Below are 19891 nucleotides of genomic sequence, written 5' to 3'. Positions count from 1 at the left end.
ATACTACCTTGCACATTCAGATCCTTTTCCTAATAATATTTCAATACCATGAGGTATAGCTGGCAATACAGCTCTTAAGTTTTCTATAGCAGCTTTAGGACCTCCTGGAAGATTAATTATAAGGGTGTCTTTTCTAATTCCTGCAATTCCTCTTGAAAGCATAGCCATAGGTGTTATATTCAATGAACTAGCCCTCATTACTTCCCCAAAACCTGGTACATATTTTTCAATAACCTTTTCTGTAGCTTCTGGAGTTACATCTCTTTTTGAAAACCCCGTTCCTCCATTTGTAATAATAAGATTTACTTTTTTAGAATCACATAATTCAACAAGCTCATTACTTATATCTTCTATTTCATCTGGTATTATTTTATAATGTTCTATACTGTATCCTTCGTTTTCCAAAAGCTCTTTCAATTCCTTACCTGTTTTATCTTCCCTTTCTCCCTTAGATCCCTTATCACTTATTGTTATAACAGCAGTCTTAATCATATTTAACCTCCTATTTGTTTAGCAATAATTTTAATTTATGGTTTTTAGGGTCTCTAAATACTTTTTCCTTTTCTCCCATTTCTATTATCTTTCCCTTATCCATAAATACTACATAATCCGCTATTCTCTCTGCCTGGTATAAGTCATGGGTAACAACTATCAAAATTCTATTTTCATTCATTATATTTTTCATTAAACCTTCAGCTGATATTGTGCTCTCCACGTCCATACTAGCTGTTGGTTCATCAAGTAACACAATATCTGTTTCCATTATTAATGTCCGAAGTAATGCAACCTTTGCAGACTCTCCACCTGATAGCTTCTTGCTATTTTGATTTATTATTTCCTCTATGTCAAAATATTTAATATAGGATTCCATTCTAGACTGAATAATATCTTTGTCTAGTTTTCTGAATTTTAGTCCCATTATAATATTTTCTTTTACAGAACAATCAAATAAATAAGGTTGTTGCATCATCATAGTTATTCTATCTTTTATATATTTAAAATCTTTCCCATCATACAATACTTCACCATTTGTCAATTTATTTATACCTGCTATAGACTGAAGCAAGGTAGTTTTCCCACTACCATTTAAACCCATTACCGCATATATATATCCAGGTTTAAATTCAATATAATCTACATCTAGTACTTTCTTATTGTGATACTTTTTTATTGCATTTATAACCTGTATTTTCATCTATTTTCTCTCCCTTGAAACAAATGAAGTAGATAATTAATAACAAAAGATATAATAAGGAGTATGATTCCAATAAAAATAGCTTCATTAAAATTTCCTTTTCCAGTCTCAAGGGCAATATAAGTAGTCATAACCCTTGTAAAACCTTTAATATTTCCTCCTACCATCATAACTGCACCAACTTCAGAAATAGCCCTTCCAAAACCCATAGTTATAATAGATAATAATTGAGCCCTATTTTCCTTTACAATAGCAAAAAAAGTTTCTTTCCTATTTGCTCCTAAAGTTATACAAGTATTTATTATAGGTTTACCAGTTTTAGATATAATGGAAACTGTAAGTCCGAAAACTATAGGAAATACTAAAAGTGTCTGAGCTATTATCATAGCAGTAGGAGTAAATAATAATTTAAACTTACCAAGTGGCCCTTTCCTAGACAATAATAAATATACTAATAATCCCATTAATACTGGAGGAGTACTCATTAAAGTATCCGTTGTATGGACTATTAATCTTTTACCTTTAAATTTAAATAAAGCAGTGGGAATGCCAAATAGCATTCCCAATATTGAAGCAATACAAGTAGAAAATATAGATATATATAAAGATAATAATATAACTGGTATAACTTCACTAAAATCTAATTCCATAGTTAATCACCTATTTCTCTGCATTAGGTATAAATAAAGCTTGCCCGTACTCTTCTTTTCCATATTCACCTATAAGCTTCTGTCCTTTTTCTGAAAGCATCCAATCTATAAATTCCTTCGACTCTTCTTCCTTAATATCATGTTTTTCTGTATTTAACATTATAACCCCATATTGATTATATAATCTCTCATCTTTTTCAGTTACAATGACTAGATCAAGATCATCTTCCATTGACAAATATGTTGCTCTATCAGTCAATGTATAAGCTTTTTTCTCATCTGCCATTTGTAAAACAGCTCCCATTCCTTTTCCAGCTGAAATATACCAATCTCCAGTCGGTTCTATTTCTGCTACTTCCCAGATACCATTTTCCTTTACATGGGTACCAGATTCATCCCCTCTTGAAACAAAATCTACTTCATTTTCACTAATAGCTTTAAATGCTTCAACTACATCATTTGGAGCATTTTCCTTTACCTTTGCAGGATCTTCTTCTGGCCCTACTATTATAAAGTCATTATACATAACATCATGTCTTTCTACACCATAACCATTTTTAATAAATTCTTCTTCTTTTTCCTTTGCATGAACTAATAGACAATCTGCATCACCATTTTCTCCAAGTTTAAGAGCTTCACCAGTACCTACTGCAACAACTTTGACATCTATGCCTGTGTCTTCTTTAAATATTGGCAATAAATAATCTAAAAGACCTGAATCTTGAGTACTTGTAGTTGTAGCAAGTATCATCTCTCTATTTTCTTTAGGAGTCTCTTTTTCTGCAGGTTCTGAAGACTCATTATTATTTCCACAACCTGCTAAACTTAAAGCAAGTACCAAAACAAATAAAATTAAAGTTTTTTTCTTCATAACTTTCCCTCCAATGATATAATATGTACCTTTTTGTTGCTAATACGATATTAAAGACTAAATTTTCAAAATCTTTTCTACAATATAATATTACCACTAGTTATTTATTGGGTCAAGTTGATACAATATTTGGTTTTAAAGTGTCCATTATATATAAAACCTCCTTAAATTGTTCCATAATAAAACAATTTAAGGAGGTTTTATCAAGCTATTATATATTCATCTTCTACAACATTTCTAATCCATTTCTTTGAACGGAGACGCTTTGCTTCAAATCCTATTTTAATTACTTCTTCTAAACAAATTATAAAATATACTTTATTAAGAGGCAGTTTAAAATATGCAGCAGCTATAAAACCAGCTGGTATGGCAAAACACCATACTGTTCCAAGTTGCACCAACATTGAATACATAGTATCTCCTCCACCCCTAAATACACCTACAATCATGAGTACATTAAAAAATCTAAGGGGTGCAAATACAGCCATTATCTTAAGTACAGTTACTGTAATATTAAGAGTTTCTTCACTTATATTAAATGCTTTTACAATTATTGGAGAGGTAATCCATAGTGCTATACCTGTTACTAATCCTACCAACGGAGCTAATACACCTAATTTAGTTGCATATTCAATGGCTACATCTTCTTCATCAGCCCCTATTTTATTACCTATAATAATAGAAGCAGCTGTAGCAAGACCTATGCATAGAACCATAAACATATTGTTAATAGTGGTTGCTATTTGCATACTAGCCACTGCACTAATTCCGATTTTAGCATATATTACTGAATATGCAGTCATACCTAGTGCCCATACTATTTCATTTATTATTACGGATAAAGACGTTTTAAAATAAACTTTAACAAAATCATTACTAAAACTTATCATTTCTTTAAGTTTAGCTGAAATAATATCGTTAAAACCATAGGAATAAACAAGTACAAATAGCATTTCAATAAATCTTGCTATACTTGTAGCTATAGCAGCACCTACTACTCCCATAGGCTTGAATCCAAAATGTCCAAATATAAGTATCCAGTTTAAAAAGCCATTTACTAGTACTCCAATGAGGCTGGCAAACATAGGCGGCTTAGCTATTCCTGTACATCTTAGAGCTGTAGAATAACCCTGAGTAATCCCAGTAAATATAAAGGTTATACCAATGATTTTAAGATACTGACTACCTAAACCTATAACAGTAGTGTCTTTAGTAAATATTTTCATTATACCTTCAGGAAATATAAATGCCGTAAAAGAAAAAATAATTGACGCTATAATGCTAAGTATAAGGTCTAACCCAAGCATTCTACGTATATTTAAAGTATCTTTTCTGCCCCAAAATTGGGACATAAATATGCCTGCACCAGCATTGATACCAGATAAACATAACATAAATATGAAAAAATATTGATTAACTAATCCCACAGCTGCAATTGCATTCTCTCCTAATTTTCCTATCATTAAATTATCAACCATATTAAGGGATGAACTAATTAGGTTCTGTAAAGTTATAGGAATGACCAATGTAAGAATAGTAAGAAAAAATTCCTTATCTCTAAATAACTTCTTCATTCTATACCTCCTTCTATTTTTACACATAAAAAAGCAAATGGGTTGTAAAGCCGCCCATCTGCTTTTAGACTATGTTTTTTATATATTAAATTTTTAATTCCAATACTTAATTATATATAAAAAATATACGGTAGTCAACATTTTCTTAAAGCATAATTGTGATTATCCTAAGCGATTCCCTAAATATTTATGTGTAATAAAAAACGAAAAAATATTAAAATATAGATAATATAATAAAAAGAAAATATTCGTGAGTTTTTATCCAATATTAAGGGTCAGTCCAAAATTCCTATTTTACAAGAAGCTGAGTGTTATTAGAAAGGTTTCAATTAACAGCAAGGATATATACGATCGTTGGAACTGTATCCTGGATATATAACCAATAACACAGTATATTAACCACATTCTTAGAATATTAATGGCTATGACTTCATCCTTTACATTTAACAAAAGCATAATGCTAATGCAAATACTCCCTAATAATATTCCAAATTTAAGTATGTCACCAATGTGAAACAATATATCTTTGAATTTTGTACGACTAGAAAAATACATTTTTCCATCTATATATATTGCATTACCTGCAATAATATCGTGTATATCACCTGTAAAATAAAAAAGGAAAGTAATAATTAAAGCCAAGTAAAGTCCCAAACTTAAAAGATTAAAATGTAAATTCCCGTCTTCTACCGATAATATTTTTAGAACCAAACTAATTACAGAGACCACAAATAACATGGAAACGAAAGCTATAGATTTTTTTATAGGAACACTAAGTAAAATATTTTGCTTTTTTTCTATTGTTTCTAATTTCATTTCACTAACTTCACTAGAAGTATTCTCAAATACAATATACAGATTATTTTGGGATATAATTTCATCATTGCAAGTTTTCATATTTTCAATTTTTTCATCTATCTCTTTGTCTAAATGCTTGTGAAAAATAGCGTATGACTTTGGCACTTCATCTTTTGTATAACAAAATTTTAATATATTTAAAAATTTTCCCTTTGTACCACAAAGACTATAGCCTTCTGTCGCCTGTTTTTTTATAAATCCAGTCAATGCAGCATTTTCATAAAACTGATAATTATTATATACTATTTTATTTTTATAATTCTTTTTTTTGATATTCATTCTCATCCTATTCTTCTCCTATTTTTTAAATAAAAAATGATAGTGTTGAGTAATGTATACTGAAACTGTAAAAACCTAATTTGAGGCTATATAACTTCTTCTTGCCTACCTCCTAAAATTGAATAAATATAGAGTACTCTAAATATGTTTTTAATATATTGTAGCACACATATTTTGAAAATGTTGTCGAACATTATCTTAGTAGACAGATTTTAAAAATTCTTATATATTTGTTGCCTTCGCCTAGTTTGAAAAAAACATGTGAAATTTTGATACTCAAGGTGGAGTTTTTTTCAACACATTCTGTAATTAGAGTGTGATTTTCTTAAAGCATATAATCAAATAAATAAGTAATTATAGATAAAATCCTTATCTTAATAACCTTACTAAGAGGAACTTCCCCTTCTTCAACTGCTGAATTATATTCATAGGAATAATCCTCCAGTACCTTTAAACTATTGTTAGAATTGTCCTCGATTACCTTTTTTAAATGATTGGCAAACTCTTTGCTGTCAATAACAACCATAGTTTCTGTGCTGAGATAAGTGCTCCTTGAATCCATATTAAAAGAACCTACCAAACTAATTCTATCATCAAATATATAGGACTTCGCATGAATAGAACCTGGTCCTTGAAATTCATATACATTGGCTCCAAAGTCTACCATTTTCTTTCTGTGCCTTATATGTCCTGAATAAGCCATAGCATTTGGAGTAGAAGCAAGGGAATTCGTCAGTATATCTATATTTTCCCTTGGAACATCTATAGTTCCTATATGCTTTAACATATCTTTTGTGGGAATAATATAAGGACTTTGAATGAAAATAGACTCTTTAGCCCTTTCTGCTAAATTTGTAATCTCATACCAACACCAAGGTTCCTTATTGAAGCGTTCAATAGGATTATGTATTAGTGTTACTTTATTAGTTGGTAAGGATATAGCTAACCAATCAATAGACTGATTAAACATCTCAGGATTATCTTTTCTTACTTTTTCAATATTTTTATTTAAATATTCAGCTTTTGCTTGTCCTTTTCTCTCTTGCCTTTGAGTAAGTTTCTTCACCGGACATTTTGAATATTTATGATTCCAAATATAATTAAAATATTCCCTCATTTGATAAATAGCACTATTCGAAGTGTTTTGACTATCTGTATTGATAATTACTACATCCCTATCATTTACTATATCCCCATTTTTTCTTTCTTTAGCAAAATATCTATCTCCTATATTTCTACCGCCAATCATAGCTATCTGATTGTCTGCAATAATATATTTGTCATGAAGCCTATTGTTCCATGACCATGGTCGGAAAAAACCAGAGGTATCATAAAATTTAAGCTCAATATTAGGATGTTGAAATATAGTATATTTAGCTTCTTTCATTTCTATTATATTCTGTAAAGAACCATCCAGAAGTAGACGAACTTTTACACCTCTATCTGCTGCATTTAAAATACATCCTAAAAATATATCTGAAGATATCCCATTATCTATTGCATAATAAGAAATATCTAAAGTTTCTTTGGCATTTTCTATAAAATCAATACGAGCAATACCTGAATTATATCTATCCTCTACTAATACCACCCTATCTTGACCTGTTTTTTCTCCCCAAAACCTTTCCACTGGATGGGTCTCTAAATAATTGCTAGTGTTGTGCTTATAAAAACTTAATACGATACCACCAAATATTATTATATATATAATATAAGCCCCCAGTGCATAATTTAAAGTCTTTATTATGTTTTTCATATACATCATCCCCCTCATATCCCTCAATACAAAAACTTTAGGCTGTTATATTATTTTATGTTCCTAAATTTCAATATTGTTACTAATAAATATTTATTACATAATTAGACCCTATTCTACATTAATTATATTATAACATTATTCTTATACCCGTCTATTTTGTTATATATACAAAAATAAAAGGGCTAGGAAAAATCTCCCAACCCTTAAAAATCTATTTATTTTTTATTTCTACATTTTCTTTTATAAATTTATCTATATACTCCGTATCTGATAGTTTGTCTGCAACTTCTTTTTTCCACTGTTCATAGTCTTGTAGTGATGAAAGCTCTTTTCCATACCATTTTTCTAGTTTTTCCCTAGATATAGTATATGACACTTCCTTAAAGTTTAGTTTCAATACCTTTAGATTATCTATTAATACAAAATTTGCTGTTGAATTGTAGAACAATCCTCTTTTTATCTTACCTTCATCAATATTTGAAGCTGCTTCTTCATAATTAATCTCAGCCATTAACTCATCAGGATATAACTGGAATGTCTTTGGAATATCATAAAGGGCAAGCCTATTATTAAGATTTAAAAAATTAGATGCATCTCCCATATACTTACTCTTATATTTTGAAAGATTTTCAATATCGCTTTTTAAAGCCTCTTCTTGGTTAAAACTATCCTCTTGATTATTTATTGTTAATATATTTCTAACAAATATAATTGAAATAATAGCAACTGCAACTAATAAAATTATTAAAACATTCTTCTTTTTCATATTAAATTCCCACCACCAAGTCTATAGTTAATCTTAATCAAGTTTAAGTTTTGCAAGTGCATCTGCTAACTCTGTATTGATTGATTCATTATTTTCCTTCTTTTGCTTTTTGAGATATCTAGATACATCTTTTTTAGAAACTTGGTTTCTATGCTTTTTCTTTCTCTCATTGAATGATGAAAGTTTCTCCCTATATCCACAACTACAAGTAAATATTTGACCTTCCCCTTCTCCTCTTAATTCTAATCTTTTATGACAGTTAGGGCATCTAGCATTAGTGATCTTAGAGATATTTCTCCTATAGCCACATTCCCTATCTTGACAAATATACATCTTACCTTTTTTACCTTTAACTTCAAGCATATACTTGCCACATTCGGGACATTTGCTCCTTGTTAAATTATCATGTCTAAACTCTGCATCACTATTCTTTATCTCTTTTACAATAGCCTTCGAATATCCTTTCATTTCATTTATGAAAGCCTTCTTATTCAACTTACCTTTAGCTATAGCTCCTAGCTTCTGTTCCCACTCTGCTGTTAAAGCTGGTGATTTCAAGTCTTCTGGTACTAGTTCAAGAAGTTGTTTTCCCTTAGATGTTATAAAAATATCCTTACCTTTCTTCTCAATTAAGAAAGTATTAAAAAGCTTTTCAATAATATCTGCCCTTGTAGCTACTGTACCAATACCACCTGTCTCTCCGATTATTTCAATTAAATCCTTGTTTTCACCTTCCATATACCTTTTTGGATTTTCCATAGCTGACAATAGGCTACCTTCATTAAAAAGTGCTGGGGCTTTAGTTGTCCCTTTGGTCTGTACAGTAGAAGATATTTTTAGAATACCACCTTTATTTATCTCTGGCAATACCTGTTCTAAAATATCATTATTTTCTTCATCTTCCTGAAAATGATCGGAATAAACTTCTTTCCATCCTTCAGATATAACCCTTTTTCCTTTAGCAATAAACATTTCATTATCTATTTTAGCTTTTATAGTTGTTTGCTCATATTCAAAAGGAGGGTATAGTACTGCTAAAAATCGTCTAACTACTAAATCATATATTTTTTTTTCTTCATAATTTAACTCACTCAACAATGCTCTTTCTTCTGTTGGAATAATAGCATGGTGATCTGATACTTTTTTATTATCTACAAAAGATTTGTTTCCTCTTATTGGTTTCCTTAAAATCTTTGAAGTTATCCTACTATACATTCCAACATTACAAGCTTTCACCCTATCCTCCAAAGTATCTACTATATCCTCAGAAATATATCTAGAATCTGTTCTTGGATATGTTAGTAACTTATGCCTTTCATACAGTCTCTGCATAATAGAAAGGGTCTTCTTAGCAGAATAACCAAATATTCTATTTGCATCTCTTTGTAGTTCAGTTAAATCATATAATCTCGGTGGAAAACTTTTTTTATCTACTTTATTTATGTCTATAACTTGGGCATCCTTTCCTCTTATATCTTTAAGAATTTTATCAGATTTAGCCTTATCAAAAGTTTTCATATCTTTAGTTTTTCCATCCTGCCATACTAGCTTTAAATTATTAGTAGAAGCAATTATTCCATAATACTCTTTTTCTTTAAAATTTTTTATCTCTTCTTCTCGCTTTGCAATCATAGCTAACGTAGGGGTCTGTACCCTGCCACAAGAAAGTTGAGCATTGTACTTACACGTAAGAGCACGAGTAACATTGATTCCTACTACCCAATCTGCTTCCGCCCTAGCAACAGCAGATTCATAAAGATTTTCATAGGATTTGCCAGGTTTTAAGTTGTTAAACCCATCCCTAATAGCTTTATCTGTAACAGAAGAAATCCAAAGTCGCTTAATAGGTTTCTTCACATAAGCTTTTTCTATAATCCATCTAGCTACAAGCTCTCCTTCTCTACCTGCATCTGTAGCAATTATAATTTCAGATACATCTTTCCTGTTCATAAGTTTTTTAACTGTATAAAATTGTTTGCTACTCTTCTTTATAACTACAAGTTTTAAATACTTGGGAAGTATTGGCAAATCTTCAATTTCCCAAGTTTTATATTTTTTATCATAGGTTTCAGGGTCAGCTAAAGTTACCAAATGGCCTAAAGCCCAAGTTACAATATATTTATTTCCTTCTAAATAACCATTCCCTTTTTTATTACATCCCAAAACCCTGCCTATATCCCTACCTACAGAGGGTTTTTCTGCTAATACCACTATTTTATTCATTTCAACATCCTTTCTCATTGCCATATTTAATCTTTTCAGCTAACTCATTGAGATAGACCCATCTTTCCATTTTTTCATCTAATTTTTTCTCTAGATCTTTTTTTTCTTCTAATAGATCTTGTAATAGAACATAGTCTGTAGAAGCCTTATCTATTTTTATATCTATGCTTTCTATTTCCTCTTCCAGTTTAGCAATTACACTATCTATTTCTTCATATTCTCTTTTCTCGTTGTATGAAAATTTTAAAGTCTTATTATTAGATTTTGGCTTTTCTTTTTTATAAGTTTTTTTCACCTTAGGGATATTCTCTTCTAAGATTTTATCCCTTTTCTCTTTAAATTCAGTATAATTTCCTGTATATTGAGTAATTTTTCCCTTACCCTCAAAAATAAACACCTTATCTACTACCCTATCTAAAAAATATCTATCATGAGAAACCACTATTACTGCACCTAAGAAATCATCTAAATAGTCCTCTAAAATTGTAAGGGTCTCTATATCTAAATCATTGGTAGGCTCGTCTAAAAATAATACATTAGGTGCTTCCATAAGTACTCTCAATAGGTACAATCTCCTCTTTTCTCCTCCTGAAAGTTCGCTTATCAAAGTCCATTGTAAATCTGGTGGAAATAAAAATCTCTCTAACATTTGAGAGGCAGTTATCTTATTTCCTTCAGCTGTTGTTAAAAACTCTGCACCTTCTCTAATATATTCTATAACCCTCATATCATCATCCATATGATAATTCTCTTGAGAATAAATGCCTATCTTCACAGTTTCACCAATATCAACTATACCTAAATCCGGCTCAATTCTTTTCGACATTATGTTAATAAGGGTAGACTTTCCGCTACCATTAGGCCCTAATATTCCTATTCTGTCATTCCTCAAAACAATATAATTAAAATCATCTATTACTTTCTTATCTCCAAAAGACTTTACTATATTTTCTAATTCAATTACCTTCTTACCTAGACGCCTACTAGCTACAGATATTTCAAGCTTTTCATTAGGTAAATCTAAAGGTTTCTCACTTAATTCATTAAAACGCTCTATTCTAGCCTTTTGTTTAGTAGAGCGTGCCTTTGCTCCTTGTTTCATCCATGCTAGTTCTTTTCTAAATAAACTTTGTCTCTTTCTTTCACTAGCTGCTATTATTTCTTCTCTTGCAACTTTACTTTCTAGATAATCATTATAATTTCCATTATAAGTATAAAGAGACCCCTTATCTAATTCAATAATTTGATTAACAACCCTATCTAAGAAATATCTATCATGGGTAATCATAAGTAAAGCACCTTTTCTATTGGTTAAATACTCTTCTAGCCAATCTATGGTCTGATTATCAAGATGATTAGTAGGTTCATCAAGTATCAGAAGTTCTGATGGGTTTATCAATGCTCCTGCTAAAGCTATCCTTTTCCTCTGACCACCTGATAATGAACCTATTTTTTCATCAAAATTTGTAATTCCTAATTTAGTCAATACAGCTTTTGCTTCATTTTCTAAGTTCCAAGCACCTGCAACATCCATTTTTTGAGTTAAGCTTATGATTTTTTCATTTGATGTATTAGGATTATTTATAGCTTCTTCATACTCCCTAACCAATATCATATTCTCAGAGTTTCCTTTAAAAACCTGTTCTTTAACAGTCGTATCTGGATCAAATGGAATGCTTTGAGGAAGGTACTCTATTCTAACAGAATTGCCTTTAATCACTCTACCATTGTCTGGCTCCTCTAATCCTGCAATTATTTTTAATAAAGTAGTTTTCCCCGTTCCATTTATACCAATAAGACCTATTTTATTTCCTTCATTTATACCTAGATTTATATTCTTAAATAATTCCTTCTCACCATAGCTTTTTGATATATTTTCTAAATTTAAAAGATTCATATAACATCCTTCCTACATAGTCTTTTATTTTCTTACAGAAAACATTATAACACAATATATTGATATCAATCCTCAAAAGTATTAAAAATGAAAAGGGGCTGTTTCAAAATAAACAACCCATAAAATAAAAACAGGTCAAAGAGCACTGGCTCTAAGACCTGTTTTTTAGTATAATTTATCTGTCATGAAAAACCATACTGAGTTTAATCATAAAGCAAAAATCAAAAAAATGCAACTATCTTTTAGTTTTGATTTGACTAATAATTTTGATATGGATGACGAGGTTTTCCTGGTGCACAATATTAAAGAGGCGTTTCACAACTGATAAATCAGTTATAAAACAGCCCCTTCATTTTAATCTCCATTTGTTGTTAAAAGACCAGTTAGAATAGAAGTTCGTACAATTATACCTAACATCCTGCCTTCATCGTTTACTACTACTATAGGATACTTAGTCTTTGCACCTTTATCAATTAAATCTTCAATATAAACATCCTCTTTAGTAGTATAATAATCTTGTTTTAATATTTCTTTCAATGAAGATCTATTATTTTTAGCCGATTCTATACAATCATCTATCGTTACAATTCCTTGTATTTTTCTATCTTTATCCACTACGAAAACACTTGATATATCATTTACTTGCATTTCCTTTATTGCTACTCTAACACCGGCATTTAATGATACTACAGCATTTGGTCGTTTCATAATATCCTTAGCACGAACTACTTTTGTACGATCTATATCCTTTACAAAATCCTCTATATATTCATTAGAAGGATTGTTAAGTATTTCTTCCGGTGTACCTATCTGAACTATTGAGCCATCTCTCATAACTGCTACCCTATCTCCTAATTTAAAAGCTTCATTGATATCATGGGTAATAAAGACAATGGTCTTTTTCAATTTAGATTGTAGCTCCAAAAGCTCAAGTTGCATGTCCCTTCTTATAAGAGGGTCAAGGGCACTAAAAGGCTCATCCATAAGAAGGATATCAGGATCATTGGCCAAAGCCCTAGCAAGTCCTACCCTTTGTTGCATACCACCACTGAGTTCGTTAGGCATCTTATCTTCCCAACCTTTAAGCCCTACTTCTTCAATGGCTTCCATAGCAATTTTTTGTCTCTTATCTTTATCAACTTTCTTAATTTCTAAACCATATTCTACATTTTCCAATACTGTCATATGGGTAAAAAGACCAAACTGTTGAAAAACCATAGCCATTTTTTCTTGTCTAAATTCTCTTAATTGATTTTTGTCATATTTAACAATGTTTTCTCCATCTACTATTACTTCTCCTGCAGTAGGCTTATTTAAAAGATTAAGACATCTTATTAAAGTGGATTTTCCACTACCTGATAAACCTATTATTACAAATATCTCCCCTTCATCTACTGAAAAAGATACATTATTTAATCCCACAGTCTGACCTGTTTTTTCTAATATATCTTTCTTAGTCCAACCTTTTTTCAATTTTTCCAAAGCTAGTTTTGGTCTTGAACCAAAAACTTTTACTAGATTTTTAACAATAATTTTTTCCGTCATATTTTCACTTCCTTACTCCGTATTAAATATCTTTGTGTTTATCAGATATTTTTTGAGTAATTCTATCAATTATTATCGCAAGAAATACTATGCTTATTCCTGAATCAAAGCCCATTGCAATATCTGTCCTATTTATAGCTATGAGTACATTTTCCCCAAGACCTTTGGAACCTATCATAGAGGATATTACTACCATGGACATTGCTGCCATTGTAGTCTGATTGATACCAGCCATAATAGTAGGCATTGCTTGAGGTAATTCTATCTTCGTAAGAACTTGCCAAGAAGATGAACCATAAGAATATGCAGCCTCTGTCATTTCTTTTGGCACTTCCCTAATACCTAAATTGGTGAATCTTATGCATGGTGCAGTGGAATAGATAATTGTTGCAAATACTGCTGGAACGGTACCTAGTCCAAAGAATATCATTGCAGGTATCAAATGTACAAAACTTGGCATAGTCTGAGCACCATCTAATATTGGCTTCATAAAGGCTTCTACCTTATCATTATAAGACATATGGATACCTATAGGGATTCCAATTATTATAGATATTAACACTCCCGTTATAACTATGGATAAGGTAAATATCATCTCATTCCAAAGACCTAATCCACCTATTAAGAACATCATTAAGGCGTATATAAGACCTGATTTCCAGTTTATCATTTTCCATCCCAATAAGAATATTAGTAGTATAAATATAAACCAAGGAATAGTTACTAATATACCTCTTATACCACTAACAATCCAATTAATAATAGCTGCTAGTCCATCAAAAAAACCTTGGAAATGTTTTGTCAACCAGGATACAAGTTTTTCTATATATATTCCAAATTCTATATTAATGTTTTCAGGAAACTTACTTAAGCTAAATCCAAATTTACCGTCTTCAGTGCCTGTGGATTTTTTAACTTCATTTGCTATTTCTTCTGGAACCCATTGAGTCCAAAGGTCTTCATACTCAGTAAAAAACCATTGTACAGTTTTATCTATATCTCCATCATTATCTTGCATATATGCTAACAATTCACTGTTTATCTGAGTATTAGTTTCATATTTTTTCAAAAACTCTACAACATCTGGTGCTTTTTCAAGCATATCTTTATTTACTGCTACTGTTACATTAACACCTGGAAATTCACATGCATATCCATTTTCCCATTTCGCCTCGTCATAAGGCTCGTCCTCAAGAAGGGTCATATCATATTTACCTATTATCCAAGTAGGATCCCAATAATAACCTACCCAAGGCTCTCCTTTTTCATATGCAGATACAATGGAAGTATTCAATGATGTATCTGAACCAGGATTAAAATATTCATAATCTTCTTTTAGATTATAAGTATCCATTTTACCACGGAGTACTTCATCAGAAAACCAGTTAGGAGGTGCCCCATATATTCTTCCTTTACTTGGATTATCTGGATCTTTAAAGACGTCCTTGTATTTTGGAAGATCTTTTATTGATTTTAAATCTGGTGCCATAGGTTCTATACCTCGTTCACTATCTCCCTCTATTACATATGTAGGTACATATAAACCTTGAGCATTATCATCATAGTTAGTTGATAGTTCTACAATTTCACCTTTCTCTATTCCCGGTTCGTAGACATCTGCAATATTATCAGTCCATGACTCCATGGATATGTCAATATCACCTTGTCTAAGTCCTTTTATAACAATTGGAGATGAACCTGTGATTTCATCAGTTTTGTACCCATATCCATTTTCAATTATAATTGCTGCTATTTTATTATGAATCCTTATACTATCCCAACCTGCATCTCCAAAAACAAGTTTTGGTTTCTCACTTGCAGCTAAACTACTTTTATCCGCATAAGAATATATATTAAAATTAGATTGTAATATTAACATTACAACTAGAAATGATAAAATAAATTTTATTTTTTTTGTTGGTTGAATAGCGAATCTCCCCTTTACTCTTTATATTTTTTAAATATTCAAGAAATTATAATTAAACCCAAATTAGGTATAGTATATTTTTAATTATAACCTATGAAATATTTCATGTCAAACTTGAAAGCTTGTAAAATACAGTATTCAGCTATAACTCGTCCTCTAAGGGACAAAGATACCCATGATTTTTCATGGGTATCTTCATATACAATGGCATATTATATATCGTTCTATTCAACTGATTTCAAAGATTCTACCATTTTTATATCTTTAAGTTTAAAATGCATTGCAAAACTTACTAGGGCTGCAAATATTATAGTTAATATAGCAGAATATATATAGCTAATAGGTTTAATATTTCTGGCAAACATCATATAGTCTATTTCACCAGTAACAATAATAAATCTATGGAGAAAAACTCCCATGAACAATCCCACTACTATACCTATGATAGTAAGGATTGTATTCTCTCTATATACATAGGCAGATACTTCATTGTCATAAAATCCAAGTACTTTTATAGTAGCAATTTCTCTAAGCCGTTCACTTACATTTACGTTGGTCAGATTATATAGTACTACAAAAGCCAAAGCTCCTGCTGAAATAATCAATACTAATACTACATAATTTAAGCTACCTATTGTGTCTTTAAAACTATTGCTCACACCTGTAATGAAAGTTGTGGAAGTGACTTCAGGACTCTTTAATAATCTTTTAGAAAGTTTGTTTTCAAACTCTTCTGAGCTGTCCTTAGTGTTAGCTAGAAATTCTTTATATTTAACCTTTTCACCATAGACTTTTTCAAAAAGCTTTGGAGACATATATACATAGTGGGATACATAATTTTCTGCAATACCATTTACCTTTACATTTATTTTCTTGTTTTCTTCATCTATAATTGATATCTCATCTCCAATATCAATTTGTAACATTTTAGCTAATTTTTCAGTTAAAATAACTCCATCATTAGTTAAAGGAACCTTTTCTTGATTTATACGTGACTTTAAAAGAATAAAATCTTCTAACCTATCAATATCTTCAGGAACAACAAGAAAAGCATTTTTCTTTTCATTTTTTACAGCTACATCAATATTTTGTTCTTTTAGAAGCATGAAATCAGTAATATCTTCATCTTTTTCCATAGTATCTACAAGTTTTACTGATTTTCTTGATTCTACACCTTTTTTAAGTCCTACAACTATATCGTATTGATATATTTCATCAAACTGTTTGGTAGCAATATCCACTGTAGAATCCTTTAGGCCAAAACCTGCCAACATCAATGCTGTACAACCTCCAACACCAAGAACGGTCATAAATAACCTCTTTTTATATCTGATTAAATTTCTAGCTGTAACCTTCTGTGAAAAATTCAGTCTAGACCATATGAACTTTATTCTTTCTAGAAATATTCTCTTACCTGATTTTTGAACTTTAGGCCGCATAAGCAGTGCTGGTGTTTCTTTAAGTTCTCTATAGCAAGATATCAAAGCAGCTAATGTAGTTGTAAGTACTGCAAAAGCAATTGAAATAAATGCATAGTACCAATTGAAAGTGGTAACTATAGGGGGCATTGTGTACATAATCCTATAAGCATTAAAGATTATAGTAGGAAAAACTTTAAATCCTATTAGAACACCAACTATACTTCCACTGACACTAGCAAGGCCTGCATATAATATATACTTTAATGCTATGGAAAATTTCCCATATCCTAAAGCCTTAAGTGTGCCTATATAGGTCCTCTGCTCATCAACCATTCTAGTCATAGTAGTCAAGGATACTAAAGCTGCTATAAGGAAGAAAAATACTGGAAACACTTGAGCTATAGCATCTATTCTATCTGCAGCCATACCATAATCTATAAACTCAAGGGTTTGATTCCTCTTGATTACATACCAAGTTGGATCCTTAATGTTTTTTAATTCTTCTTCTTCCTCTTCTATTTTCTTACGAGCATCTGCTAATTTTTCCTCCACTTCTTTTTTTCCATTTTCATAATCTATTTTACCTTTTTCAAGCTCTCTCTTAGAATCATCCAATTTTTTATGTCCAGCAGCAAATTCAGTTTCAGCTTTTTTCTTAGCTTCTTGAAGTTTTTTCTCCTCTGATACAATTTGCTCTTTTGAATCATCTAGCTTTTTTCTAGCTGCAATAAGTTTGTTCTCTGCTGAAGAGAATTCTCTTTTCTTATTTTCTAACTCTAACTTGGCTCTTTCCAACTCTTTTCTTCCATACTCTAATTCTTGCTTACCTTTCCTATATTTTTCTTCTAAAACTATCTTCTGTTCTTCGGGCATACTAGGATTTGTTTCCAAGATAGTTTTTATTTCATTAAGTTTAGCTTCATTTTCATCTAATGTCTTTTGGCCGTCCTTTATCTTTTGTTCTCCTTCAACAAATCCACTTTCTGCCTCTTCCTTATATTTGCTAAAAGTCTCAATGCTTTTCTTGTATTCCCTTTCTCCATTTTCTAAGTCTTTTTTTCCACTAGATATTTTTGCCTCTGCTTCTTTTATCCTTTGATAGAATTCTTTTTCTTTATTGGCTAGCTCCTTTTCACCATTGAATATTTCTTTTTCGCCTTCTATAATCCTTTCATAAGCCTCTTCCAATTCTTTATTTGATTTTTCTTCTGCCTCTTTAAGCTCTTTTTTACTGTCTTCTATTTTTTCCTTCCCCTCAGATATTATTTCATCATAACGTCTCTGGGATCTTTCCTTCCCTGTATTGTCAAGTTTCTTCCTTATAGGTTCAAGTATATTATCATATTCATCATCGTAGGAAAAAGTCTTTCGAGCTTCTTCAAAAGTTAAAAAAACATCAGTATAGGCAGGTATTTTAAAATTTTCTTCAGGAATCATAATGAAGCTATCTACCTTTCCATTTCCAATATTGGTCGTACCTCTTTCAGTAGATATATAATAAGGGGTTTCTACTATTCCTACAATGGTAAATTCATCGTTTTTAAGGTTTTCACTAATATCTGTATCAGTTCCTGATGAAAGTTTTATTTTGGAACCTATAGAAAATCCCATATCTACCATCTTACTCTTTTCAGTTACAGCTTCTCCTGAATTTTTAGGATATCTTCCTTTAACTAATTTAGTCCTGTTAATATAGGATTCATCAGGATTATTTATCCTATCCATAGGTAGTGGAAGAACATTTAAAACTAAATCCTTATCCTCCATATTGACCAATGCATCTATGGAATAACTAGGCATAACTCCTTCAGCCCCTGACAGTTCTTTTATAATATCTACATCCTCATCAGTAAATCCTACCGTCGAAATAAGCCTCATATCCATTAAACGATATTTATCAAAATATTTATCTGCTGTGATTTTCATATCTGGAGATGTAGCCTTGATTCCAGCAAAAAATGCTACTCCTAAAACTACTATTGCAAAGATAGAGAAGAATTTGCTCTTTGTCTTTTTTATCTCCCTAAAGGTATCTTTAAATAATGGATTTTTCATCTACCACTCAATCCTTTCTACAGGAATTGGGCTCTCATTGATGGAGATATTTTCTACCTTGCCATTTCTAATTTTAATTATCTTATCTGCCATAGGAACAATAGCTGTATTGTGAGTAACAACAACTACTGTCATTCCCATTTCTCTACAGGTATCTTGGAGTAATTTTAAAATAGACTTTCCTGTATTATAATCTAAAGCTCCAGTAGGCTCATCACATAATAATAGCTTAGGGTTTTTAGCCAGTGCCCTTGCAATAGCTACCCTTTGCTGTTCTCCACCTGAGAGTTGAGCTGGAAAGTTATCCATTCTGTCTTCAAGTCCTACCTGTTTTAAAACTATTTCAGCATCAAGGGGATTCTTACATATCTGCGTAGCTAACTCTACATTTTCAAAGGCAGTAAGATTTTGAACTAAATTATAAAACTGAAAAACAAATCCTATATCATATCTCCTATAAGAAGTTAATTCTTTTCCACTATATCTGCTTATCTCATTCCCATCTACTATTATTTCACCACTAGTTGGAGAATCCATTCCTCCTAATATGTTTAAAACAGTACTCTTGCCTGCACCACTTGATCCTACTATTATTACAAATTCTCCCTTATCTATAGAAAAACTCATACCATCTAAAGCTACTATTTCCACTTCTCCCATTTCATATATTTTCTTAATTTCATTCAATTCTATATATTTAGACAATTGATTCACTCCTAAAAATAAGTTAATACTATTATATCATCTTATAGCTGTTTCAATAAGGTGCAATTGTTATATTTTTATGATATAATAACTAGTGTTTTATAAATTTTAAGTAAGGGAAGGTATAGATTTGATAACTGTAAATAACGTAAGTTTAAGATATGAT

The 19891-nt window shown here is 30.8% G+C and carries 14 protein-coding genes; all 14 read right to left on the bottom strand.

Annotated elements, in window-relative coordinates; translation table 11 throughout:
* Positions 1-3 precede the first annotated feature (3 nt).
* The 14 genes from mog to FYJ27_RS03010 all read right to left on the bottom strand — a co-directional run bounded on the left by mog (position 4) and on the right by FYJ27_RS03010 (position 19680).
* Entirely contained in the window at positions 4-492 is a 489-nt protein-coding gene (gene mog, locus FYJ27_RS03075; protein ID WP_154482959.1) for a molybdopterin adenylyltransferase, read from the bottom strand.
* Positions 493-502: 10 nt separating this feature from the next.
* Positions 503-1195 carry an ATP-binding cassette domain-containing protein gene (locus FYJ27_RS03070; protein ID WP_154482956.1) on the bottom strand — a complete coding sequence of 231 codons (693 nt, stop codon included), beginning with the start codon at positions 1193-1195 and terminating at the stop codon, positions 503-505.
* Positions 1192-1845, bottom strand: coding sequence for an ABC transporter permease (locus tag FYJ27_RS03065; RefSeq protein ID WP_154482953.1), 654 nt, complete (start codon positions 1843-1845; stop codon positions 1192-1194). Before FYJ27_RS03065 ends, FYJ27_RS03070 begins: the two co-directional genes overlap by 4 nt.
* Before the next feature lie 10 nt (positions 1846-1855).
* Positions 1856-2716: an ABC transporter substrate-binding protein gene (locus FYJ27_RS03060; protein ID WP_154482950.1), complete on the bottom strand. Its 861-nt coding sequence runs from the start codon at positions 2714-2716 to the stop codon at positions 1856-1858.
* Positions 2717-2919: 203 nt separating this feature from the next.
* The gene (locus FYJ27_RS03055; protein WP_154482947.1) at positions 2920-4290 is read right to left on the bottom strand and encodes an MATE family efflux transporter; all 1371 of its coding nucleotides are present in this window, start codon (positions 4288-4290) and stop codon (positions 2920-2922) included.
* A 294-nt stretch (positions 4291-4584) separates the two neighbouring features.
* Positions 4585-5433, bottom strand: coding sequence for a hypothetical protein (locus FYJ27_RS03050; RefSeq protein ID WP_229775455.1), 849 nt, complete (start codon positions 5431-5433; stop codon positions 4585-4587).
* Between the two features lie 319 nt (positions 5434-5752).
* On the bottom strand, positions 5753-7183 hold the full coding sequence (locus tag FYJ27_RS03045) for a phospholipase D-like domain-containing protein (protein ID WP_195839065.1): 1431 nt from the start codon (positions 7181-7183) through the stop codon (positions 5753-5755).
* 214 nt (positions 7184-7397) lie between these two features.
* A complete protein-coding gene (locus tag FYJ27_RS03040; protein WP_154482941.1) occupies positions 7398-7952 on the bottom strand; it encodes a DUF4825 domain-containing protein in 555 nt (184 codons plus the stop codon).
* A gap of 33 nt (positions 7953-7985) precedes the next feature.
* Positions 7986-10175 (bottom strand): DNA topoisomerase III, encoded by a 2190-nt coding sequence (locus tag FYJ27_RS03035; protein WP_154482938.1) that lies wholly within the window; start codon positions 10173-10175, stop codon positions 7986-7988.
* Between the two features lies 1 nt (position 10176).
* Complete coding sequence (locus FYJ27_RS03030) at positions 10177-12072, bottom strand: ABC-F family ATP-binding cassette domain-containing protein (protein ID WP_154482935.1); 1896 nt, start codon at positions 12070-12072, stop codon at positions 10177-10179.
* Positions 12073-12426: 354 nt separating this feature from the next.
* Entirely contained in the window at positions 12427-13617 is a 1191-nt protein-coding gene (locus tag FYJ27_RS03025; protein ID WP_154482932.1) for a quaternary amine ABC transporter ATP-binding protein, read from the bottom strand.
* A 22-nt stretch (positions 13618-13639) separates the two neighbouring features.
* Positions 13640-15496 carry a glycine betaine ABC transporter substrate-binding protein gene (locus FYJ27_RS12690; protein ID WP_229775454.1) on the bottom strand — a complete coding sequence of 619 codons (1857 nt, stop codon included), beginning with the start codon at positions 15494-15496 and terminating at the stop codon, positions 13640-13642.
* Positions 15497-15768: 272 nt separating this feature from the next.
* Entirely contained in the window at positions 15769-19020 is a 3252-nt protein-coding gene (locus FYJ27_RS03015) for an ABC transporter permease (RefSeq protein WP_154482929.1), read from the bottom strand.
* Positions 19021-19680 carry an ABC transporter ATP-binding protein gene (locus tag FYJ27_RS03010; protein ID WP_195839067.1) on the bottom strand — a complete coding sequence of 220 codons (660 nt, stop codon included), beginning with the start codon at positions 19678-19680 and terminating at the stop codon, positions 19021-19023.
* Positions 19681-19891: the final 211 nt, after the last annotated feature.

Source organism: Anaerosalibacter bizertensis, assembly GCF_009696605.1.
GTDB lineage: Bacteria > Bacillota > Clostridia > Tissierellales > Sporanaerobacteraceae > Anaerosalibacter > Anaerosalibacter bizertensis.
Note: the sequence above shows the minus strand (reverse complement) of the source record. Positions and strands in the feature narration are given on the sequence as shown.